This is a genomic window from Planococcus sp. 1R117A (assembly GCF_051417975.1).
In the GTDB taxonomy this organism is placed as follows: Bacteria; Bacillota; Bacilli; order Bacillales_A; family Planococcaceae; genus Planococcus; species Planococcus shenhongbingii.
In genome coordinates this window covers 682,409-704,347 of sequence record NZ_JBPRLO010000002.1, presented here as the reverse complement: position 1 = coordinate 704,347, position 21,939 = coordinate 682,409, and the positions used below count along the sequence as shown (strand labels likewise).

22 protein-coding genes and 1 riboswitch are annotated in these 21,939 nt (G+C 45.3%); of the genes, 20 read left to right on the top strand and 2 right to left on the bottom strand.

Annotated elements, in window-relative coordinates; genetic code table 11:
• Positions 1–70 precede the first annotated feature (70 nt).
• Positions 71–1,006: a ribonuclease HIII gene (gene rnhC, locus ACSFXN_RS08920; protein ID WP_437149761.1), complete on the bottom strand. Its 936-nt coding sequence runs from the start codon at positions 1,004–1,006 to the stop codon at positions 71–73.
• Between the two features lie 84 nt (positions 1,007–1,090).
• On the opposite strand from rnhC, the gene zapA reads away from it, so the two are divergent.
• The 14 genes from zapA (at position 1,091) to ACSFXN_RS08850 (ending at position 15,819) form a co-directional block, all read left to right on the top strand.
• Positions 1,091–1,351, top strand: coding sequence for a cell division protein ZapA (zapA, locus tag ACSFXN_RS08915; RefSeq protein ID WP_437149760.1), 261 nt, complete (start codon positions 1,091–1,093; stop codon positions 1,349–1,351).
• Positions 1,352–1,356: 5 nt separating this feature from the next.
• Positions 1,357–1,893: a CvpA family protein gene (locus ACSFXN_RS08910; protein WP_437149759.1), complete on the top strand. Its 537-nt coding sequence runs from the start codon at positions 1,357–1,359 to the stop codon at positions 1,891–1,893.
• A 60-nt stretch (positions 1,894–1,953) separates the two neighbouring features.
• On the top strand, positions 1,954–3,657 hold the full coding sequence (gene polX / locus ACSFXN_RS08905; protein ID WP_437149758.1) for a DNA polymerase/3'-5' exonuclease PolX: 1,704 nt from the start codon (positions 1,954–1,956) through the stop codon (positions 3,655–3,657).
• Between the two features lie 12 nt (positions 3,658–3,669).
• Positions 3,670–6,030: an endonuclease MutS2 gene (locus tag ACSFXN_RS08900; protein WP_437149757.1), complete on the top strand. Its 2,361-nt coding sequence runs from the start codon at positions 3,670–3,672 to the stop codon at positions 6,028–6,030.
• Positions 6,031–6,052: 22 nt separating this feature from the next.
• A complete protein-coding gene (locus ACSFXN_RS08895) occupies positions 6,053–6,463 on the top strand; it encodes a DUF350 domain-containing protein (RefSeq protein ID WP_300992331.1) in 411 nt (136 codons plus the stop codon).
• Positions 6,464–6,471: 8 nt separating this feature from the next.
• Positions 6,472–6,747 (top strand): hypothetical protein, encoded by a 276-nt coding sequence (locus tag ACSFXN_RS08890; RefSeq protein ID WP_437149756.1) that lies wholly within the window; start codon positions 6,472–6,474, stop codon positions 6,745–6,747.
• The gene (locus ACSFXN_RS08885) at positions 6,740–8,431 is read left to right on the top strand and encodes an AMP-binding protein (RefSeq protein WP_437149755.1); all 1,692 of its coding nucleotides are present in this window, start codon (positions 6,740–6,742) and stop codon (positions 8,429–8,431) included. The genes ACSFXN_RS08890 and ACSFXN_RS08885 overlap by 8 nt, the downstream gene beginning before the upstream one ends.
• A 163-nt stretch (positions 8,432–8,594) precedes the next feature.
• A complete protein-coding gene (locus tag ACSFXN_RS08880; RefSeq protein WP_437149754.1) occupies positions 8,595–9,179 on the top strand; it encodes a TetR/AcrR family transcriptional regulator in 585 nt (194 codons plus the stop codon).
• 16 nt (positions 9,180–9,195) lie between these two features.
• Positions 9,196–9,969, top strand: coding sequence for an enoyl-CoA hydratase (locus ACSFXN_RS08875; RefSeq protein ID WP_300992336.1), 774 nt, complete (start codon positions 9,196–9,198; stop codon positions 9,967–9,969).
• Positions 9,970–9,989: 20 nt separating this feature from the next.
• Complete coding sequence (locus tag ACSFXN_RS08870) at positions 9,990–10,763, top strand: electron transfer flavoprotein subunit beta/FixA family protein (protein ID WP_437149753.1); 774 nt, start codon at positions 9,990–9,992, stop codon at positions 10,761–10,763.
• 221 nt (positions 10,764–10,984) lie between these two features.
• The gene (locus tag ACSFXN_RS08865; protein WP_437149752.1) at positions 10,985–11,950 is read left to right on the top strand and encodes an electron transfer flavoprotein subunit alpha/FixB family protein; all 966 of its coding nucleotides are present in this window, start codon (positions 10,985–10,987) and stop codon (positions 11,948–11,950) included.
• Positions 11,951–12,100: 150 nt separating this feature from the next.
• Positions 12,101–12,415, top strand: coding sequence for a thioredoxin (gene trxA, locus ACSFXN_RS08860; RefSeq protein ID WP_036806063.1), 315 nt, complete (start codon positions 12,101–12,103; stop codon positions 12,413–12,415).
• A gap of 50 nt (positions 12,416–12,465) precedes the next feature.
• The gene (gene uvrC / locus ACSFXN_RS08855) at positions 12,466–14,262 is read left to right on the top strand and encodes an excinuclease ABC subunit UvrC (protein WP_437149751.1); all 1,797 of its coding nucleotides are present in this window, start codon (positions 12,466–12,468) and stop codon (positions 14,260–14,262) included.
• A gap of 37 nt (positions 14,263–14,299) precedes the next feature.
• Positions 14,300–14,475: riboswitch (Lysine riboswitch) on the top strand.
• Positions 14,476–14,607: 132 nt separating this feature from the next.
• Positions 14,608–15,819 carry an aspartate kinase gene (locus ACSFXN_RS08850; protein WP_437149750.1) on the top strand — a complete coding sequence of 404 codons (1,212 nt, stop codon included), beginning with the start codon at positions 14,608–14,610 and terminating at the stop codon, positions 15,817–15,819.
• 199 nt (positions 15,820–16,018) lie between these two features.
• Here ACSFXN_RS08850 and ACSFXN_RS08845 read toward each other — a convergent pair whose 3' ends face one another.
• Positions 16,019–16,210, bottom strand: coding sequence for a hypothetical protein (locus ACSFXN_RS08845; protein ID WP_437149749.1), 192 nt, complete (start codon positions 16,208–16,210; stop codon positions 16,019–16,021).
• Positions 16,211–16,621: 411 nt separating this feature from the next.
• Between ACSFXN_RS08845 and ACSFXN_RS08840 the strand changes: the two genes are divergently transcribed.
• The 6 genes from ACSFXN_RS08840 (at position 16,622) to racE (ending at position 21,919) form a co-directional block, all read left to right on the top strand.
• Entirely contained in the window at positions 16,622–17,236 is a 615-nt protein-coding gene (locus ACSFXN_RS08840) for a succinate dehydrogenase cytochrome b558 subunit (RefSeq protein ID WP_437149916.1), read from the top strand.
• A gap of 45 nt (positions 17,237–17,281) precedes the next feature.
• The gene (gene sdhA, locus ACSFXN_RS08835; RefSeq protein WP_300992341.1) at positions 17,282–19,030 is read left to right on the top strand and encodes a succinate dehydrogenase flavoprotein subunit; all 1,749 of its coding nucleotides are present in this window, start codon (positions 17,282–17,284) and stop codon (positions 19,028–19,030) included.
• Positions 19,031–19,048: 18 nt separating this feature from the next.
• Positions 19,049–19,819 (top strand): succinate dehydrogenase iron-sulfur subunit, encoded by a 771-nt coding sequence (sdhB, locus tag ACSFXN_RS08830; protein ID WP_437149748.1) that lies wholly within the window; start codon positions 19,049–19,051, stop codon positions 19,817–19,819.
• 284 nt (positions 19,820–20,103) lie between these two features.
• Complete coding sequence (locus ACSFXN_RS08825) at positions 20,104–20,571, top strand: acyl-CoA thioesterase (protein ID WP_437149747.1); 468 nt, start codon at positions 20,104–20,106, stop codon at positions 20,569–20,571.
• Positions 20,572–20,646: 75 nt separating this feature from the next.
• Positions 20,647–21,099 carry a MarR family winged helix-turn-helix transcriptional regulator gene (locus tag ACSFXN_RS08820; protein WP_300992345.1) on the top strand — a complete coding sequence of 151 codons (453 nt, stop codon included), beginning with the start codon at positions 20,647–20,649 and terminating at the stop codon, positions 21,097–21,099.
• Between the two features lie 16 nt (positions 21,100–21,115).
• On the top strand, positions 21,116–21,919 hold the full coding sequence (gene racE / locus ACSFXN_RS08815) for a glutamate racemase (protein ID WP_437149746.1): 804 nt from the start codon (positions 21,116–21,118) through the stop codon (positions 21,917–21,919).
• Positions 21,920–21,939: the final 20 nt, after the last annotated feature.

The following is a 21,939-nucleotide window of genomic DNA, read 5'->3' as shown; positions in this document are numbered from 1 at the left end:
TCTAAACATTTGAAGTGGTACTAAAAAAGCTCAAGGATTTATTCCTCAAGCTTTTTAAATAACTCGGATATCAATGAGACCTCTTTTTAAACGCCAAGTCCTTCGCTTTTTTCGTATTGGCGAAATGCACCTTCGTTATGGACTGCAAAAACGCCTCACCATGCTTCAACAGAATCTTCGCTGCCGCTTCGTCGACGATTTTTCCTGCACCTTTTGGCAAGGTGACGCCAGCTTTTTGGCTGAGTGCATCCATTTCTTCCAAAAAGGCCACGCGCGCAATAATGGAGGCGCAAGCTACTGATACATGCAAACCTTCCGCTTTAGTGGAGAACAGTACATTTTCACGAATGATTTCTGCTTCGTTTTTTATGTGGTTGTAATAGATGCCGCGCTCAGCAAATTGGTCAATCAGAATCGCTTCCGGTTTCTCGGGAGCCATTTTGCGCAAAACATGTTTTAATGCCTGATTATGCAGCAGCGCTTTGATTTTTCCTTGTGACCAGCCTTTGCTTTGAACAGCATTGTATTTATCATTTTTTAAGGTCAATACACTATGGAGAAAGGCCGATTTTAAGTCAGGCGCAATGATGCGCATATAATCATCAGTCAATTGCTTGGAGTCTTTCACTCCGAGCTCATGGGCAAGCGCGACTTTATCAGCCGGTACAAAACAGGCAGCAACTGTAATCGGGCCGAAAAAATCGCCGGTTCCAGTTTCATCAGATCCGAGAACGGACTTATATGCGAAATCGGGCGGCAAAACATCCCCTTTTGTAGAGACCGTTTTAACAGCGGCAGGGGAGGCAGAACCCCATCTGGCAGCTTCGCGTTCAGCTCCTGCTCCTTGGAACATGACTTTGCCGGAATTATAAACGGTCACGACCGCGTCGGACAGTTTAGCGGTAAAGCGGATATACGGAGCTTTGGCTGCCACTTTTTTATTGTTATAATGATTAATGATCTGGAGGAGACTTTCCTCGGGAAGTTGAAGCACTGTGTTAGACATAGGTGAGTCTCCTTTCTTATAATTCACTTTCTGGATTAGTTCATGTTATGATTATGTATAGGATTTCTAAGGAGGGATGGAGCATTGGCAGAGGATCACAGAATTCGCACTTCAATAAAGATATATGGCTATACTTATAAATTGGTTGGCACAGAAACATCCGCGCATATGCAATTAGTCGCATCGATGGTGGATGAGAAGATGCGTGAAATCCATGCGATGAACCCATCACTTGACAGTTCGAAGCTCGCTGTATTAACTGCTGTTAATATGGTACATGATAATCTTAAACTGAAAGAGCGCGTAGAACAATTAGAAAATGAATTGAGAAAGTTGAAGGGTTGACGAACATGCTAGATATTATATTACTGATTTTGTTGATTGGCGGCATGATTGTTGGCGCCAAACGGGGACTCGTGCTCCAGCTGATTCACATGGTAGGCTTTATTGTCGCACTCGTCGTTGCTTATCTCTACTATAAACCTTTAGCGGACTACTTCGTGCTATGGGTGCCGTATCCGGTTGTCGGCGAAGATTCCCGGTTTACGATTGCCATTGAGCAGCTGGACCTGGATCAAACATTTTACCAGTTACTCGCCTTCGCATTAATTTTCTTTGTGGTTAAATTCGGATTGCAGTTGATTGCATCCATGTTTGATTTCCTGAAATATTTGCCGGTTCTTGGTTTCTTCAGCAAAATTCTGGGAGCGGTATTAGGTTTCATCGAAGTGTACATACTGCTGTTCATCGTCATTTACGTGTTTGCGCTGCTTCCGATGGATGCCGTTCAAAGCCAGCTCGAGAATTCAGGGAGTGCCCAGTTCATGCTCGAACGGACACCGTATTTCTCAGAGAAAGTAAAAGAATGGTGGTATATTTATACGTAAGTAAGAACTTCTCTCTTACCGAGGGAAGTTTTTTTAAGTCTAAATACTGGAGGGCTCTGGATGAATAAAAAAATTATCATCAGAACACTTGAAAAAATTGCATTATATATGGAGTTAAAAGGGGAAAACCCGTTTAAAGTATCGGCGTTCCGAAAAGCGGCACAAGCGCTTGAATTGGACCAGCGGAGCTTAGATGAACTGGAAGACGTCACGAAACTGAAAGGCATCGGCAAAGGAACCGGAGATGTCATTCTGGAATTGATTGCTACCGGCAAGTCAACCGTGTTGGAAGAACTCCAAGCTGAAGTGCCAAAAGGGCTCGTACCATTGATGAAACTGCAAGGCATGGGCGGCAAAAAAATTGCCAAGCTCTATAAAGAACTCGGAATCGATTCTGCCGAAGCGCTGAAACAGGCGTGCCTTGACCATGAGATTCAGAAATTGCCCGGCTTCGGTCCGAAATCCGAAGAGAAGATTTTAAAGGAATTGACTGAATTCGACTCCAAACCAGGACGCCATCCCATCTGGAAAACGGAAGAAGCTGTGGAGTTTGTTGAGGATATACTGTCTAATATCGAAGGCATTAGTGAGTTTTCTGTAGCTGGAAGTTACCGGCGTACGAAAGAGACAAGCAAAGATCTCGACTTTATCGTTGCAACTGCCAATCCTGCTGCTGTAAAAGAACAATTGCTGGCCGCCCTCCCTATTCAGGAGACCATTGCCTCCGGCGACACGAAAGTTTCGGTGACAGTGGAATTCCAGGATCCGATTGACATTGATTTCCGCTTGGTGGCACCAGAAGAATTTGTCACAGCGTTGCATCATTTCACAGGATCAAAAGACCATAACGTGAAAATGCGGCAGCTCGCGAAGTCACAGAACAAGAAAATCAGTGAATACGGGGTTGAGCAAGAAGACGGGACGGTGGCAACGTTTGCATCCGAAACTGATTTCTATGCTCATTTTGGCTTGCCGTTCATTCCGCCGACCGTACGGGAAGATGGACGCGAATTGGATCTTCTGGACGATATCCCGCTGATCGTCGATTTGCCGGATATCAAAGGCGATTTGCATATGCATACGACGTGGTCGGACGGCGCCCATTCACTGGCGGAAATGATCGATGCGTGCCGCAGCCATAATTATAGCTATATGGTGATTACGGACCATTCAGAATATCTGAAAGTCGCAAACGGCTTAACGCCGGAACGCTTATTAAAACAAAATGCGGAAATCCGTGAATTAAATCAGAAATACGATGATATCGAAGTGCTTTCCGGAACAGAGATGGATATTTTGCCGGACGGCTCACTCGATTTTGATGATGAAGTGCTGGAACAGCTTGATTTCGTGATTGCCAGCATCCATTCTAGTTTCCAGCAGCCACGGGAACAGATCATGGAACGAATCTTGACGGCGATGAAAAATCCCCATGTGGATATGATTGCTCATCCAACGGGCCGCATTGTTGGCCAGCGGAGCGGCTATGACCCGGATATCGAGCAACTGCTCGACTGGGCAAAAGAATACGGCAAGATTGTGGAATTGAATGCCAGTCCGTACCGCTTGGACCTGGCAGTTGAACATCTGGAAATGGCTCAGGAAAAAGGGGTGCCTGTCGCCATTAATACAGATGCCCATGCCATTGAACAACTCGATGTAATGGCAATTGGCGTGCGCCATGCCCAAAAAGCTTGGCTGAAAAAAGACAATGTCGTCAATACTTGGCCATTGGAGAAATTGAAAGAATACCTGAAAAAATAGGAGGTGTCTCGCTTGATCGCTGAACGCGCAATGAGAACACTCGAATTTTATAAAATCCGCGATGAAGTGGCACGATACTGCACATCATCTCTGGGGAAATCCAAAATCGATGGATTATTGCCATCGACTGATATAAATGAAGTAAACCGTCTGCTCGAAGAAATGGACGAAGGTGCTGGAGTGCTGCGAGTTAAAGGGAATGTGCCGATGGGCGGCATTTTTGATATCCGCATGCATGCCAAACGCGCACAGATTGGCGGCAGTTTAAGCCCGATGGAATTGATGGAAGTATCGTCGACCATCCGCGCAAGCCGCATCCTTCGCCAGTTTTTCGAGAGCATCCGGGAAGAAGGAGCTATCCAAATCCCTCATTTCCTGGAGAAAAAAGAATCAATGCCGATCTTGACGTCGCTCGAGCATGATATCAATATGTGCATCGACGACAATGGCGGCGTACTGGATAGTGCAAGTTCAACTCTGCGGTCCATCCGCCAGCAATTGCGCTCACAGGAAAGCCGAGTGCGTGAACGCTTAGAGAGCCTGGTGCGCGGCAAGAATGCTTCGAAAATGCTGTCGGATTCCATTGTCACGATCCGGAATGACCGGTTTGTTATACCGGTCAAGCAGGAATACCGCAGCCATTACGGCGGCATTGTGCATGACCAGTCATCGTCCGGGCAGACTTTGTTTATTGAACCGGACGCAGTAGTCCAAGCCAATAATGAAGTGCGCCGGTTGAAAATGAAAGAAAAAGAAGAGATTGACCGCATTCTGCAAATGCTTTCCGCACAAGTGCAGGAAGTGGCGCACGAACTTTTTGAGTTGGTTGAAGTGCTTGGAGAAATCGACTTGATTTTCGCGAAAGCGAAATACGGAACATCCAATAAATGCTCCAAACCGGAAATGAATACCGAAGGCTATATCAATTTACGGAAAGCCCGCCATCCCTTAATTCCTGTTGATGAAGTGGTAGCGAACGATATTGAATTCGGCCGTGACATAACAGCGATTGTCATCACTGGACCGAATACCGGCGGGAAAACGGTGACCTTGAAAACGGTCGGCTTGTTTACGTTGATGGCGCAGGCAGGTTTGCCGATTCCGGCGCTTGACGGCTCGGAACTGGCGGTTTTTGACCAAATATTCGCCGATATCGGAGATGAGCAGTCAATCGAGCAAAGCTTGAGTACGTTTTCTTCGCATATGGTCAACATCGTCGATATCTTAACAAAATTTGATGAAAATTCTTTGGTCATTTTTGACGAACTGGGTGCCGGGACAGATCCGCAAGAAGGAGCAGCGCTTGCCATTTCGCTGCTGGACGAGGTCCATGGACGCGGCGCAAGGGTCATGGCGACCACCCATTACCCGGAACTGAAAGCCTATGGCTATAACCGGCCGGGCGTTGCAAACGCCAGCGTTGAGTTTGACGTGGAAACGCTCAGCCCGACGTATCGCTTATTGATCGGCGTTCCGGGACGAAGCAACGCATTTGAAATTTCCAAGCGCCTTGGTTTGCCGGATCACATTATCAAGCACGCGCAGAGCTTTACCGGTACGGACCGCCGCGAAGTCGATTCGATGATTGAGTCTCTCGAGAAGAGCCGCAGAGAATCTGAACGCGATGCGGAACTGTCAAAAGAACTTTTGGAAGAAGCGGACCGCTTGAAAAAAGATTTGGCAGATCAATTAAAGCAATACGAAAATCAAAAAGAGAAATTAGAAGAAAAGGCCAAAGAAAAAGCACGCAAAATAGTGGAACAAGCAACAAGAGAAGCAGAAGGGGTCATGTCGGAACTGCGTAAAATGCAGATGAACCAAGCGTCGAGCATCAAAGAACATCAATTGATTGATGCCAAAAAGCGTCTGGAAGCTGCCATGCCGGAAAACCGCGTGTTAAAGAAAGCTGCAAAAGCAAATCAGACAAGAGAACTGAAAGTGAACGACGAAGTAAAAGTCATTTCATTTGGCCAAAAAGGGACGCTTGTTGAAAAAGTATCCGATAAAGAGTGGACTGTGCAAATCGGCATTTTGAAAATGAAGCTGCCTGAGTCGGATCTGCAATATACAAAACCTGAAAAACAAAAAGAAACAAGAACCATGGCGACGCTGAAAAACCGCGACAGCCATGTTAAACTAGAACTTGATCTCCGCGGGGAACGCTATGAAGATGCGATTGTCCGTGTTGAAAAATACATTGATGATGCGTTACTATCAAATTATCATCAAGTATCGATCATCCATGGAAAAGGGACAGGTGCGCTGCGCCAAGGCGTCCAGCAATACTTGAAAAAGCATCCAAGGGTAAAAAGTTACCGTTTCGGCGAAGCGGGAGAAGGCGGCTCCGGAGTTACAGTAGCTGAACTAAAGTGATTTTGTAAAGGGAGATTGAAGCATGTCAGAGACTGGATTTTGGACTCATCCGCTGGTAGAAACAGCTGGATACTTCAGCGTTGTCGTTTTATGTTTGATTGTTTCCATGGTGATTTTTGAAATAGTCACCAAGTATAAAAACTGGGAAGAAATCAAGAAAGGGAATTTGGCGGTAGCGATGGCAACAGGCGGTAAGATTTTTGGGATTACGAATATTTTCCGTTTTTCCATTGAAGAGCACAATTCATTGCCTCAAATGATTGGCTGGGGCTTATACGGGTTTACGTTGCTGATTTTTGCCTATATTCTGTTTGAATTTCTGACACCGAAATTTAATGTGGACGAAGAAATTGAAAAAGACAACCGATCTGTCGGATTTATTTCATTGACCATATCAGTCGGCCTGTCTTACGTCATTGGCGCGAGTATTTAATAGGAGTTGTGAACAATGGAAAACCTGATAAAAATTCTGTTTGTTTTTTGCGTGTTATTCGTCATTGTGGGTATAGTTTTTCTGTTCATGATTTAGAAGAGAGCGGCCAGTCTATGACTGTGCCGTTCTTTTTTGTTACAGAAAATCGACAGAAATTGCCGCAGGCGGAATATCCAATGCAGCCGGTTGATTCGCTATTGAAAGCGTTCTCAATTACAGTTATAATAAAAATAGGAATATTCGCACTATTCTATAGCCCTAAAGGAGGAAAAAAGAATGACTGAAAAGCCGTGGCTCGCTCATTATCCGCCCGAAATTCCTCATACCTTAACTTATCCAAATATGCCGGTGCAAGAGTATTTAACCCAGGCATACGAAAAATTCCCTGACAAAGTGGCCATCCATTTTCTTGGGAAAGACGTTTCCTACCGTGAACTTTACGATTCATCAAAACGGTTTGCAAATTATTTGCAGACGCTCGGCATAAGAAAAGGCGACCGAGTAGCCATTATGCTGCCGAACTGCCCGCAAGCGGTTATCAGCTTTTATGGCGTCCTGTATGCCGGCGGCGTAGTCGTCATGACCAACCCTTTGTATACAGAAAGAGAAATCGCTTATCAAATGAATGATTCGGGCGCCCGTGTAATAGTGTCGCTGGATATTTTATTCCCACGGATTTCCAAAGCGATCAAAGACACAAAACTGGAAAACGTCATCATCACCGGGATCAAAGATTATTTGCCGTTCCCGAAAAATATCGTTTATCCGCTGGTGCAAAAAAAGCAGACAGGCATGTCGGTAAAAGTCGAACACCGCGGCATCAATCATTTATTCACAGAAGTGATGAAAATTGCTTCGACCGAAGTGGCCAGAACGCCGTTTGATTTTGATGAAGATCTGGCGCTGCTGCAGTATACCGGCGGCACCACCGGTTCCCCTAAAGGCGTTATGCTGACGCACAAAAACATTATTTCCAATGCGACCATGTGCGACAACTGGCTGTACAAGAGCAAAAAAGGCGAAGAAACGATGATGGGAATCATTCCCTTATTCCATGTTTACGGTTTGACAACCGTGCTGATTCTTTCGGTCATGCAAGGCAACCGCATGGTGCTGCTGCCTAAATTTGATCCGGAAACTGCGCTGAAAACCATCAGCAAGCAAAAACCGACTTTATTCCCAGGAGCTCCGACGCTGTATATCGGCTTGATGAATCATCCGGACATCGCGAAATACGATTTGTCATCGATTGAAGCATGCTTAAGCGGCTCTGCGCCGCTGCCGGCAGATGTTCAGGAAAAATTCGAGAAAATCACCGGAGGAAAATTGGTGGAAGGCTACGGATTGACTGAAACTTCTCCAGTCACGCACTCTAACTTGCTGTGGGGTGAACGCAAAAAAGGTTCAATCGGTTTGCCGTATCCCGATACCGACTGCAAGATTTTCCTTCCAGGCACAACAGAACCTGTTCCTAACGGCCAAATCGGCGAAATTGCGATCAAAGGTCCACAAGTGATGAAAGGTTATTGGAACCGCCCGGATGATACCGCTGCTACGATTGTAGACGGCTGGCTGTTGACAGGGGATTTGGGCTATATGGATGATGAAGGATATTTCTTCGTTGTTGACCGGAAAAAAGACATGATCATTGCCGGAGGCTTTAACATATACCCGCGTGAAATCGAAGAAATTCTGTATGAGCATGAAGCTGTCCAAGAATGTGTTGTAGCGGGTGTGCCAGATCCGTACCGCGGCGAAACTGTCAAAGCTTATATTGTCCAAAAAGAAGGCTATAGCATTTCAGAAGAACAATTTGATGCATATTGCCGCAAGCATTTGGCGTCGTTCAAAGTACCGCGTGTATACGAATTCCGCAAAGAGCTTCCAAAGACTGCAGTTGGGAAAATATTGCGCCGTTCATTGGTTAATGAAGAAATCGCCAAACAAAACGAAGCAGTGCCTTCTTAAGAAAAGAGCCTCCTTTTCAAACTCTTTCTATATAAAGAATAAAGAAGTGCCAGCGAATCCCGATGCCACCCGTAAAAGCTTGACACAATAACGGATTAACTATAATATGAAAATATGAATGAACCGCCATTCATATTTTCATATTTTTTTGGGTGGTGATGAGTTGGTTAAGAAGGACAAACCGAAATATAAGCAAATCGTTGATGCAGCAGTAATCGTAATAGCGGAAAACGGCTACCATCAAGCGCAAGTTTCAAAAATCGCCAAGCAAGCCGGCGTTGCGGACGGTACGATTTATTTATACTTCAAAAACAAAGAGGATATTCTGATTTCAGTTTTTCAGGAAAAAATGGGTGTATTCGTTGAAAAGCTGGAACAGATCCTAATCAGGGAAATTTCGGCGTCAGAAAAACTGCGATTAATGATTGAAAGCCATTTTGGCCTTCTAGCAAGCGATTTGCATCTTGCCATCGTGACGCAGCTGGAACTTAGGCAATCGAATCACGACATCCGATTGAAAATAAATGGCGTGTTGAGAGAGTATTTATTGCTGCTGGATAAAATTTTGATCAAAGGCATGGAAGATGGAGAATTTGATAAAGAGATGGATATCAGACTAGCCAGACAAATGGTTTTTGGTACAATGGATGAGACGATTACCACTTGGGTAATGAACGATCATAAATATGATTTAGTCGACTTGGCGCCGAAAGTTCATCGATTGCTGATGAAAGGGATGCGCGCATAAGAAAGGGGCTCATCGAATGGAATTTATCAGTTGGAAAAACGAAGACGGTGTGGCGGTTGCTACTATTAATCGTCCGCCGGCAAATGCTTTATCGCGTTCACTTATTCTCGAAGTGGACCAGCTCCTTGATGAAGTGGAAAATGACGACGAAGTCCGGGTTGTCTTACTGCACGGAGAAGGCCGGTTCTTTTCCGCTGGAGCAGACATCAAGGAATTTACTGAAGTTTCTTCAGGTCAAGAATTTTCGCAATTATCAGCGAGTGGGCAAAAAGTTTTTGAACGCGTAGAAACATTCCACAAGCCAGTCATTGCAGCGATTCACGGAGCGGCGCTCGGTGGAGGGCTGGAATTGGCGATGGGTTGCCATATGCGATTTGTCTCTGAAAATGCTAAACTGGGATTGCCGGAACTTCAACTGGGACTAATTCCCGGGTTTGCAGGCACACAGCGTTTGCCAAGATTTGTTGGGGTGGCAAAAGCGGCTGAAATGCTGTTGACAAGTGAACCGATTTCAGGCAAAGAAGCTGCACAGCTGGGGCTAGCTAACCGGGCGTATCCAGAAGAAGACTTATTTTCGGAAACGCTTTCAATTGCGAAGAAGATTGCGAAAAAGAGCCCGGTGTCGGTGAAAGCAGCAATTCAAATGCTGCAATATGCGAAACATGCTTCATTCTATGAAGGAGTTAACGCAGAAGCCGAATCATTTGGCACAGTTTTCGTTTCTGAAGACGCAAAAGAAGGCATCCAGGCATTCCTGGAAAAACGAGAAGCACAATTTAAAGGGAAATAATACTTGGGAGGTTTACGTTCATGAACATTTATGTATTGGTAAAACGCACGTTTGACACAGAAGAAAAAATCGTCGTTTCAGGTGGGAAAATCCAGGAAGACGGTGCGGAATTCATCATCAATCCATACGATGAGTATGCAATTGAAGAAGCAATTACTGTCCGTGATGAGCACGGCGGAGAAGTAACCGTGGTCACAATGGGCGGAGAAGAAGCTGAAAAGCAGCTGCGCACAGCTTTGGCTATGGGCGCTGATAAAGCGGTTTTGATCAATACCGAAGAGGATGTTGAAGAATTGGACCAGTTTACATCTGCGTACATACTGGCTGAATATTTAAAAGACAAAAACCCAGACTTAATTTTAGCAGGAAACGTTGCAATCGACGGCGGATCTGGACAAGTTGGCCCTCGTGTTGCTGATCTTTTAGGCATCAACTACGTGACGACCATCACTGATCTCAAAATTGACGGTTCTACAGTAACGATTGTCCGTGACATCGAAGGGGATGCGGAAGAACTTGAAACTTCATTGCCGTTGCTTGTAACAGCACAGCAAGGCTTGAACGAGCCTCGTTATCCATCACTTCCAGGTATCATGAAAGCGAAGAAAAAGCCGCTTGAAGAAGTTGAATTGGATGACTTGGATATCGAAGAAGATGACGTAGAAGCGAAGACAGAAACAATTGAAGTTTACTTGCCGCCGAAAAAAGCTGCAGGACGCGTCCTGGAAGGCGACCTTTCGACACAAGTATCTGAATTGGTTGGCCTGCTGCGCAACGAAGCGAAAGTTATTTAAAAGAAGAAAAGCGGAAATGGCCGTCAAGGTCCGACGGGCATAAGACGGATCGGCGAAGTGGCGTTCTGTGCCACACAGCCGGAACGGCTTATGACCCGAGGACCTGGCCATTGCAGCTAGACAAGAAAAGCGGAAGCGCCTGATTCTAAAGGCCGCTGAAATTTAACCTATATACATTCGTTCCATTGATTTTTCACATCTACTTAGGGGGTAAACGGATTATGGCGAAAAAAGTATTAGTATTGGCAGAGACGCGTGAAGGCGCTTTGCGAAATGTTTCATTTGAAGCAATTGCCGCTGCGAAAAAAGTTTCTGGCGGAGGAGAAGTGGTTGCAGTATTGCTTGGCGATTCTGTTAGCGATTTCGGACAGGAATTGATCAATTATGGAGCTGACCGTGTCATTACGGTGGAGCATCCGCATTTGAAGCATTATACATCTGATGGATACGGCCAGGCGTTCATGGCAGTCATCGAACAGGAAAGCCCGGAAGCTTTAATATTCGGCCACACTGCAGTCGGAAAGGATCTTTCTCCGAAAATCGCTTCTAAACTGCAAGCCGGATTGATTTCAGATGTTACAGATATCGAAGGGGAAGGCGATGACGCTGTATTTGTCCGCCCGATCTTCTCAGGTAAGGCATTTGAAAAAGTGAAAAACAAAGAAGGAATTCTATTCTTCACTGTTCGCCCGAACAATATTGCACCTCTTCCACGGGAAGAACGTTCTGGAGAAGTAAGCGCCCTTTCAGTAGACATTACAAACTTGCGCACCATCATTAAAAATGTAGTCCGCAAATCTGCTGAAGGCGTCGACCTTTCTGAAGCGAAAGTGATTATTGCAGGCGGACGCGGAGTAAAAAGTGCGGATGGCTTTGCGCCATTGCAGGAATTAGCGAATCTTTTAGGCGGCGCAGTCGGCGCTTCCCGCGGAGCGTGTGACGCTGATTATTGCGATTACTCGCTTCAAATTGGCCAAACCGGGAAAGTGGTCACACCGGATCTTTATATCGCTGCCGGTATTTCTGGTGCGATCCAGCATTTAGCAGGAATGTCCAACTCGAAAGTAATTGTTGCGATCAACAAAGATCCTGAAGCGAATATTTTCAAAGTGGCAGACTACGGCATCGTGGGCGACTTATTCGAAGTCATCCCAATGCTGACAGAAGAATTTAAAAAAGTAATGTAATCAAAAAAGCGGCCCTAAACACTCGGGCCGCTTTTCGTTTGATTTCCTATATTTAGGGTAAAGTAAAGTTAGGCAAATAAATAGCTAGTGAAAATAGTGCATGCTATAATCAATTCAGAGTTTGGTTATACTACTAAGGAGGAATTATTCATGGCAATAGTACACGGTACAGATCAGAACTTTTCACAAGAAATCTCAGAAGGTTTAGTATTAGTAGATTTTTGGGCTACTTGGTGCGGACCTTGTAAAATGATCGCTCCAGTTCTAGAAGAGTTAGACGCTGAAATGAGCGATAAAGTAAAAATCGTAAAAGTAGATGTTGACGAAAACCAAGAAACAGCCGGCAAATACGGCATTATGTCAATTCCGACTCTATTGTTGATGAAAGATGGAGAAACAGTTGACAAAGTGGTTGGTTTCAGACCAAAAGAAGCTTTAGCAGAATTGGTTAACCAACACGCATAATTCTAAACCGGGTCCCGTAATGGTGCCCGGTTTTTTAATAGGGTGAGATTATGGCAAATGAATTGATTCAACATAAATTAGCGATACTTCCGGATCAGCCTGGCTGCTATTTGATGAAAGACCGCCAAAATACGATCATCTATGTCGGTAAAGCGAAAGTGCTGAAAAACCGCGTACGATCGTATTTTACGGGAAGCCATGATGCCAAAACACAGCGGCTGGTAGGCGAAATAGAGGATTTTGAATATATCGTAACAAGTTCAGAAAAAGAAGCGCTGATTCTGGAGCTGAACTTGATCAAAAAGCATGATCCAAAATACAATATCATGCTGAAAGATGACAAGACCTACCCATACTTGAAAATTACAGGTGAGCGCCATCCAAAGCTCATCATCACACGGCAAGTGAAGCGGGATAAAGGCAAGTATTTCGGTCCTTATCCCAATGCTTACGCGGCAAGTGAAACGAAGAAATTGCTCGATCGTCTGTATCCGCTCCGGAAATGCCATACCATGCCTGACCGTGCCTGCCTGTATTACCATATGGGGCAGTGTTTGGCGCCGTGCATCAAACCGGTCGAACAGGAAACGTATCAAAATATGATCGAAGGCATCACGAAATTCCTGAACGGCGGTTTCCGTGAAGTCAAAGAGCAGCTGGTTGAAAAGATGTCGGAAGCCGCTGAGAATTTGGAATTTGAGCGAGCCAAGGAATACCGGGATCAGATTATCCATATTGAAACGGTCATGGAAAAGCAGAAAATGGCCATGAACGATTTTACCAACCGCGACGTTTTTGCCTATGCCATCGACAAGGGCTGGATGTGCGTGCAGGTGTTTTTCGTGCGCCAAGGCAAGCTCATTGAGCGCGATGTCTCACTGTTTCCGTTATACCGCGACCCTCAGGAAGAATTTATGACGTATCTCGGCCAGTTTTACGAGCAGTCGCACCATATGAAGCCAAATGAAATCCTGGTTCCGGAAGGGATAGACACGGATTTGGTCCGGGAATGGCTCGACCTCCGCGTACTGGTGCCTCAGCGCGGCAAGAAAAAGGATTTGCTGGATCTGGCGAAGAAAAATGCGGAGATTGCCATAAAAGAAAAGTTTCAGCTGCTTGAGCGCCAGGAAGAACGGACTGTTGGTGCCTGCATTGAATTGGGAGAAGCGATGAATATTGAAACGCCGCTCCGCATCGAAGCGTTTGATAACTCACATATCCAAGGAGCTGACGCAGTTTCTGCAATGATCACATTTATCGACGGCAAACCGTCGAAAAAAGATTACCGCAAGTATAAAACCCGCAATGCCTCGAAACCGGATGATTACGCTGCTATGCGGGAAGTAATCCGGCGCCGCTATTCGCGTGTTTTGAAAGATGGGCTTCCACTCCCGGACTTGATCGTCATTGATGGAGGAAAAGGGCAGATGGAGTCGGCGCGCGAGATTTTAGAAGACGAGCTTGGCTTATCGATTCCGATTGCCGGCCTTGCTAAAGACACAAAGCACCAGACTTCTCAGCTTCTATACGGGGATCCAATCGAAGTTGTGCCGTTAAAACGCACGAGTGAAGCGTTTTATCTGCTGCAGCGCATCCAGGATGAAGTGCACCGATTTGTCATCACATTCCACCGTCAGCTGCGCGGGAAAAATTCCATCCAGTCCGCGCTCGATGACTTGGAAGGCGTAGGGCCAAAACGCAAGAAGAAATTGTTAAAGCATTTCGGTTCTGTCAAAAAGATAAAAGAAGCGACGATAGAAGAATTGCGCCAGGCGGGCATGCCTGAGAATCTGGCCAAATCCATTCAGCAGCATTTTGTTCAGCAGGCATTGCCAAGTGAGCAATAACATGCTATCGTAAAAACATAATTGAATCACTTGGAAAAGTGATGATAGAGGCGCGAACGTCAATAGTAGCCATTCGGAGATTTGCAGAATCTGTGAAGAGTGGGGAAAGGGGCGGTCGCCGAAGTGTAGGGGATTTTTGCAAACCCATATGCTGGTCCGGCATTTAAGAAATGCCGGGCTGTCAGAGTAAATCTCTGGAGGGCTATCTCACATGGACGTTTTTCGTATTCGTACATGATAAAAGAGGTAGCTTGCCGTAGAACCGGTGAGCTACCTTTTTTTATTGCCTGGCACCCAGTGCCTGACATGTTGAGAGCCACATCTTAAAATGTGGGAGTGGATGAAATGAAGACGATCGTAATGAAGTTTGGCGGGACGTCCGTTGCAACACCCGAAAAAATCATTGAAGTGGCCAAGCGGGCAATCCTTGAAAAAGAAAAAGGCTATCGTGTAGTAATCGTGGTATCAGCGATGGGCAAAACGACAGATACACTGCTCAAACTGGCAGGGGAAATTTCTGCCGAACCGCCGAAACGGGAAATGGATATGCTGTTGGCTACGGGAGAGCAAGTAACAATTTCTCTGCTTGCCATGGCCTTTAAATCATTAGGGCATGAAGCTTTATCGTTCACCGGATGGCAAGCGGGCATTGAAACGGAATCCGTTCCGCGCAACGCCCGCATCGAAACCATCCATACAGAGCGTTTGGAACGGGTTCTGGATAATGGCTATTTCTGCGTGGTTGCCGGGTTCCAGGGCGTTGATAAGATTGGCAATATCACGACACTTGGCCGCGGCGGCTCAGATACGACTGCGGTGGCATTGGCAGCTGCGTTAGAGGCCGATAAATGTGAAATCTACACCGATGTCGATGGTGTTTATACATCGGATCCGCGTCATGTGACAGGAGCCCGTAAACTCGAGCAAATTTCATATGATGAAATGCTTGAACTTGCCAACCTCGGTGCAGGCGTCCTGCATCCTCGTGCTGTCGAATTTGCGAAAAACAATAAAGTCCCGTTGTCGGTCAGAGCAAGTTATTCGGATGAACCGGGCACAATCATACAAGAGGTGATCACTGTGGAGAAAAACTTAATAGTCAGAGGCGTAGCGTTTGAACCTGGAATTGCCCGGGTGACCGTCTCGTATGAAAAACCATTCAACGGTTCATTGGCGAATATATTTACGAAACTGGCGGAAAACCATATCGATGTTGACATCATTGTCCAAAGCATCACGGATGAATTCCCGCCGTCTGTCTCATTTTCCATTAAACAAGACAGCCTGGAAGAAACAAAGCGGGTATTGAACGAATTCCAGTCAGACATTAAATTCTCAAATGCTAATTTTGAAGTCGGTTTATCGAAAGTGTCAATTGTCGGATCCGGCATGGTCTCCAATCCCGGGGTAGCTGCACAAATGTTCGATATTCTTCGCTTGCAGGAAATTCCAGTGAAGATGGTCAGCACTTCTGAGATTAAAATTTCTGTCGTAGTGCCGGAAGCGGATATGAAAAAATCAGCGAACGCTTTGCATGACGCATTCGGTTTATCTTAATAAAAAGAAGTGAACACGTCACTTGGCGATTAAAAAAACCATGCAGGTTTGAAGTTGATAAACAGGAAGCCGCTTTCTTTTAAGTAGATATGTCAGGAAAATGACAATTCGGCAAATGTTTATAAAGGTAAAATGAAATTATTATTCAAATATAAGAACAATAAAACCCACTGCGCTTTTGCGAAGTGGGTTTTGAAATTCATGCTTTTTCATGGAGGCCGGTTTTTAAAGTGATGCGGACTTGATTTCTTTTATATTGGGTTTCGACAGAGGCTTCGGTTAAATAATCATCGATTGCTTGTTTTTGCTGGGCCCGGAATCCAGCTTCTAATTTAAAGCAGCGCTGCGCGGACTCAGAAGTAGATAATGGTGCACTATCAAGCTTTTCCATGCTTTTTTTGAGCATCAGTCAGCCGGAATGAGCTAGTCGAAAAAGGTGTTGCGCTTCTTCCAAGGAATGGACGGAAATTTTCCGGCTAATGATTTTCCCGGTCAGTAAAGAATATCTTCTTCATGCTTGCCTAAAGTTTCTGGAAATATATGGTCTCGAATAATTTCATAACCAAAGTCCTGGTGATTTTGGGTTGTTTGAAAGTCATGCTAATCTTACTTTCAATATAATAAATTGCTATTTAAAATCATACGGAAATACCTCTGGTTACCTTGACGCTCCCATTTTCGGAGAGTACAATAAATATGTCATATTATTGTATCATGATGCAAGTGGCAGTCAATGGAAGCTTTCGTGCAAAAGTTCGAATGTCTTTTTTTTTGCTGCGCAACAATGTTTGAGGGAGGTAAAATTTTGGAAAATCGAGAATTTTTAATGCGCAGGTTACATTCTTTGCTCGGTATCATTCCGATCGGTTTGTTCTTGACGCAGCACTTAATCGTCAACCATTTTGCAACACAAGGTGAATCGGCATTTAATAATGCATCTCACTTCATGGCGAATCTTCCATTCGTTATCTTCTTGGAGATTTTCGTTATTTATTTACCGTTGCTGTTTCATGCATTCTACGGTTTATACATAGCGTTTACTTCAAAACATAATGTGGGCAAATACAGTTATTTGCGCAACACATTATTTACGGCACAACGCTATACTGGGATTTTCCTAGTGGTTTTCATCGCGTGGCATGTGTTCGAAACCCGTTTCCAAGTAGCAATTGGCAATGCAGCAGATGCAGACTTCAATATGATGGCTAATATCCTGGACAATCCATTAATGTTAGCGTTTTATATTGTCGGAGTTTTAGCTGCGACTTTCCACTTGGCAAACGGCCTATGGTCTTTCCTTGTTACTTGGGGAATTACTCAATCGGAAAAAGCTCAAAGAGGGGCAACTTACTTCACACTTGTCGTGTTTGTTGTACTTTCAATCATTGGTATCAGAGCTTTGTTAGCGTTCGTCTAAGAACGTCTGGATTATTGGTGAACTAAAAGAGGAGTGAATACCGAAATGGCGAAAGGCAAACTTACTATTGTCGGGGGCGGCCTAGCTGGATTGATGGCAGCTGTTAAAGCAGCCGAAGCAGGCTCACCCGTTGATTTATTTTCTATCGTCCCAGTAAAAAGATCCCACTCGGTTTGTGCTCAAGGCGGGATAAATGGGGCTGTTAATACAAAAGGTGAAGGAGATTCACCAGATATTCACTTTGATGACACCGTTTACGGTGGAGACTTCCTGGCAAACCAACGCCCGGTCAAAGCAATGGCGGACGCAGCACCAGCAATCATCCGCTTGTTCGACCGCATGGGTGTTATGTTTAACCGGACTCCGGAAGGACTGCTTGATTTCCGTCGCTTTGGCGGAACGATGCACCACAGAACAGCGTTTGCCGGTGCCACAACTGGCCAGCAATTGCTTTACTCTCTAGATGAGCAAGTTCGCCGTCACGAAGTGAGCGGTCTTGTAACGAAGTACGAAGGCTGGGAATTCCTTGGCCTGGTTCTGGATGATCAAGGCGTCAGCCGAGGCATCACTGCCCAGAACATGACGACTATGGAAATCAGAGCATTCCGTGCAGACGCAGTTATTATGGCAACTGGCGGACCGGGGATCATCTTCGGCAAATCGACGAACTCCGTTATCAACACAGGATCTGCCGCTTCGATCGTTTATCAGCAAGGTGCATATTATGCGAACGGCGAATTTATTCAAATCCACCCGACAGCGATTCCGGGAGACGACAAACTTCGTCTAATGTCCGAATCTGCACGTGGGGAAGGCGGACGTATCTGGACTTATAAAGACGGCAAGCCTTGGTACTTCCTGGAAGAAAAATACCCGGCATATGGTAACTTGGTGCCTCGGGATATCGCGACTCGCGAAATCTTCGATGTCTGTGTTAACCAGAAGCTAGGAATCAACGGCGAAAATATGGTCTATTTGGATCTTTCGCACAAAGATCCAAAAGAACTGGACATAAAATTGGGCGGCATCATCGAGATCTATGAGAAATTCACAGGTGATGACCCACGCAAAGTACCGATGAAAATCTTCCCGGCCGTCCACTATTCAATGGGCGGATTATGGGTTGACGACCATCAATTCACAAGCATCCCAGGCGTGCTTGCTGCCGGTGAATGTGATTATTCACAGCACGGCGCGAACCGCTTAGGCGCGAACTCACTGCTGTCTGCCGTTTATGGCGGTATGGTTGCGGGTCCAAATGCGATTGAATATATCCAAGGGCTGGAAGTTCTTGCAGAAGACCTTCCTTCAGATATCTTTGACCGGGCAGTTGCTGAAGAGCAGCGCAAATGGGAAGAGATCCTGGCCTTGGATGGTACAGAAAACGCCTATATTCTACACAAAGAACTGGGCGAGTGGATGACTGACAACGTAACAGTGGTTCGCTACAACGATAGATTGAAAGCGACGGATGAAAAAATCCAGGAGCTGCTTGAACGTTTCAACCACATCAACATTACGGATACACAGCTTTGGAGCAACCAAGGCGCAATGTTCACACGTCAGTTGAAAAATATGCTACATTTAGCACGAGTGATCACCATTGGGGCGTTGCTTCGCAACGAAAGCCGTGGAGCGCATTACAAACCTGATTTCCCAGAGCGTAACGATGAGGAATTCTTGAAAACAACAATGGCGAAATTCAACGGATACGATGAGCCGATCTTCCATTATGAAGAGGTTGATACATCCTTGATCGTGCCGCGTAAACGCGATTACTCAGCGAAACATTAAGAAGGGAGCTAATTTACCATGGGTGAAGCAGCAAAAACGGTTATATTTGAAATCGAACGCAGAAACTCTACGAACGAAGAGTCGTATTGGGAAAAGTTCGAATTGCCATATCGCATGAACATGAATGTCATTTCGGCATTGATGGAGATCCGTCGTAACCCGGTGAACATGGAAGGGAAAAAAACCTCTCCAGTAACATGGGACATGAACTGCCTCGAAGAAGTTTGCGGCGCTTGTTCAATGGTTATCAATGGCAAAGCGCGCCAGTCTTGTACGGCGCTCGTTGATCAACTGGAACAGCCAATCCGCCTTCAGCCGATGAAAACATTCCCTGTAGTCCGCGACTTGATCGTTGACCGCAGCCGCATGTTCGATTCACTGAAAAAAGTCAAAGCGTGGATTCCAATTGATGGAACTCACGATCTTGGTGAAGGACCACGTATGCCTGAACGCAAACGTCAATGGGCTTACGAATTGTCTAAATGCATGACTTGCGGTGTATGCTTAGAAGCATGCCCGAACGTCAACGACAAATCCGATTTCATCGGACCAGCTCCACTTTCTCAAGTACGTCTTATGAATGCGCACCCGACAGGTGCCATGAACAAAGACGCCCGCTTGAACGCCATTATGGGCGAAGGCGGATTGGCGAGCTGCGGTAACTCTCAAAACTGTGTAGAATCTTGTCCAAAAGGAATTCCTTTGACAACATCAATCGCAGCTTTGAACCGCGACACGACAGTCCAAATGTTCCGCAACTTCTTCGGAAGCGACAGAATGGTAGACTAGTAAGAAAAGCGGAAGCGCCCGTTAAGCCCCGACAAGCGCTGGAGGACTTGCAGGTGATGGCGTTCTGTGCCATCGCTGGCAAGTCCGAAGCGACTCGAGGGGCTGGGCGCTACAGCTAGACAATGAGAAAAGCGGAAGCGCCCGCTAAAGGCACTTCAACTTGATCACTATTTAAAACCCTGCTTCGGCAGGGTTTTTTATTTGGTTTTAGCGTAAATGCTGAAAGCTAGAATTAAAATTCTTTGCTATACTGATAAAATAAATGTCTATCTGGAGGTTTGATTATGAAAGCCAACTACATCAAGGATTTTGAAGAATGGAAAAAAGAGTTTAATTTTTCGGTGCCTGTTCAAGTCCGTTTTTCAGAAACCGACATGTTCGGCCATGTCAATAACACGGTACCAATCATTTATTTTGAGTTTGCACGGATTGAATACATGAAAGAAATCGGTTTAATGCAAAGATGGCTGGAAGACGGCAGTGAATTATTTCCAGTGGTTGCTGACATTCAAGTGGATTATACGCAACAGGTGTATTTCGATGAAAAATTGGATGTCCATGTAAAAGTGGATTCAATCGGCAATTCTTCTATCGATGTCCATTACTGGATCACCAATGAAAAAGGCGAGACTTGCTTTACGGGCAGAGGGGCTATGGTTCAGATATCGAAAAAGACCGGTAAAGGCCATCGCTGGACCGAGCAGGAAAAACAATTGTTCACAAAAAACCATTTAATTTCTGCAAAAAATTAAGTGAGTTCTTGCCATATTAATAAAAAACCGTCACTATAGATAGAGTAGATTTGTAGCCAAGGAGTGGTGATTTCAATGAATGATAACAGCAAACACAATCTCCATGATTCGGAACGCATCGCGTTTATGGAAAAGGAACTTCGGTATATTTCCGGCATCATTAAACAAAAGGGCCGGGAAATCTTAAATGCTTATACAATTACACCACCTCAGTTTATTGCCTTGCAATGGCTTTTTGAACATGGGGATATGACAATTGGTGACCTTTCCAATAAAATGTACTTAGCTTTTAGCACCACCACAGACCTGGTTGACCGAATGGAAAAAAACGAATTGGTTGTACGAATCCGTGAAGAACAGGACCGAAGAGTGGTCCGCATCAAGTTATTAAAAGAAGGCGAACGCATTATTGAAGAAGTGATCGAGAAACGACAGGACTATCTGAAAAGTGTTCTCGCCGATTTCAACGAAGAAGAAGTTCAGCAATTATCCTTGTTGCTTGAGAAACTTCACAACAACATGAAATAGAATTGAGGCGATGAATGTGAATGCGCCAATTGGAGTAATCGATTCAGGGGTAGGCGGACTGACAGTTGCAAAAGAGATCATGAAGCTATTGCCGAATGAACAAATTTTCTACATAGGAGACAACGCCAGATGCCCGTATGGCCCCCGGTCTCTTCAAGAAGTTAAGAAATACACGTGGCAGATGGCACAAGCCTTGATGAAGAAAAAAATAAAAATGCTGGTGATCGCCTGTAACACCGCGACTGCTGCAGCGTTGAATTCTCTTCAAAAAAAACTGCCCATTCCGGTGATCGGCGTTATCTTTCCCGGGGCCCGTGCAGCCGTAAAAACGTCTTCATCCAAGGATATCGCTGTTCTTGGAACGCTCGGAACCGTACAAAGCGGAGCCTACGAAAAAGCGATCAAATCGCTGGTGTCTTCCGCCCATGTCGTCCAGCTTGCTTGTCCGCGGTTTGTCCCATTAGTGGAAAGTGATGAGTACGAAGGGGAATTTGCACGGAGAATGGTTCAAGAAACGCTTTCTCAGCTTGAAGGAGAGACATTTGATACGGCTATTCTTGGATGTACCCATTATCCTTTGCTGCAGGGGTTTATTGAAGAAGTGCTGGGTGATGGGGTCCAGGTGCTTTCTTCTGCAAAAGAAACAGCGAAAGACGTGGAGCGGCATTTGCGGTTCAAGAAGCAGTTCGCTGGCCGTACAAAGCCGCCAGTGCATCATTTTTATACATCGGGATCTATTCCGATTTTCAAAACGATTATCGAGAAATGGCTGGACATCGAAGAACCTGTTATCCATTCCATTCGATTTCCGAAAACCTGATGGCTGACGCTGTCAGGTTT

Excerpts from the sequence above, each read along its gene's own strand:
- rnhC (WP_437149761.1), bottom strand. The coding sequence starts at position 1,006 with ATGTCTAACACAGTGCTTCAACTTCCCGAGGAAAGTCTCCTCCAGATC.
- ACSFXN_RS08910 (WP_437149759.1), top strand. The coding sequence starts at position 1,357 with ATGCTAGATATTATATTACTGATTTTGTTGATTGGCGGCATGATTGTT.
- polX (WP_437149758.1), top strand. The coding sequence starts at position 1,954 with ATGAATAAAAAAATTATCATCAGAACACTTGAAAAAATTGCATTATAT.
- ACSFXN_RS08895 (WP_300992331.1), top strand. The coding sequence starts at position 6,053 with ATGTCAGAGACTGGATTTTGGACTCATCCGCTGGTAGAAACAGCTGGA.
- ACSFXN_RS08885 (WP_437149755.1), top strand. The coding sequence starts at position 6,740 with ATGACTGAAAAGCCGTGGCTCGCTCATTATCCGCCCGAAATTCCTCAT.
- ACSFXN_RS08875 (WP_300992336.1), top strand. The coding sequence starts at position 9,196 with ATGGAATTTATCAGTTGGAAAAACGAAGACGGTGTGGCGGTTGCTACT.
- ACSFXN_RS08870 (WP_437149753.1), top strand. The coding sequence starts at position 9,990 with ATGAACATTTATGTATTGGTAAAACGCACGTTTGACACAGAAGAAAAA.
- ACSFXN_RS08865 (WP_437149752.1), top strand. The coding sequence starts at position 10,985 with ATGGCGAAAAAAGTATTAGTATTGGCAGAGACGCGTGAAGGCGCTTTG.
- trxA (WP_036806063.1), top strand. The coding sequence starts at position 12,101 with ATGGCAATAGTACACGGTACAGATCAGAACTTTTCACAAGAAATCTCA.
- uvrC (WP_437149751.1), top strand. The coding sequence starts at position 12,466 with ATGGCAAATGAATTGATTCAACATAAATTAGCGATACTTCCGGATCAG.
- ACSFXN_RS08850 (WP_437149750.1), top strand. The coding sequence starts at position 14,608 with ATGAAGACGATCGTAATGAAGTTTGGCGGGACGTCCGTTGCAACACCC.
- ACSFXN_RS08845 (WP_437149749.1), bottom strand. The coding sequence starts at position 16,210 with ATGGAAAAGCTTGATAGTGCACCATTATCTACTTCTGAGTCCGCGCAG.
- sdhA (WP_300992341.1), top strand. The coding sequence starts at position 17,282 with ATGGCGAAAGGCAAACTTACTATTGTCGGGGGCGGCCTAGCTGGATTG.
- sdhB (WP_437149748.1), top strand. The coding sequence starts at position 19,049 with ATGGGTGAAGCAGCAAAAACGGTTATATTTGAAATCGAACGCAGAAAC.
- ACSFXN_RS08825 (WP_437149747.1), top strand. The coding sequence starts at position 20,104 with ATGAAAGCCAACTACATCAAGGATTTTGAAGAATGGAAAAAAGAGTTT.
- ACSFXN_RS08820 (WP_300992345.1), top strand. The coding sequence starts at position 20,647 with ATGAATGATAACAGCAAACACAATCTCCATGATTCGGAACGCATCGCG.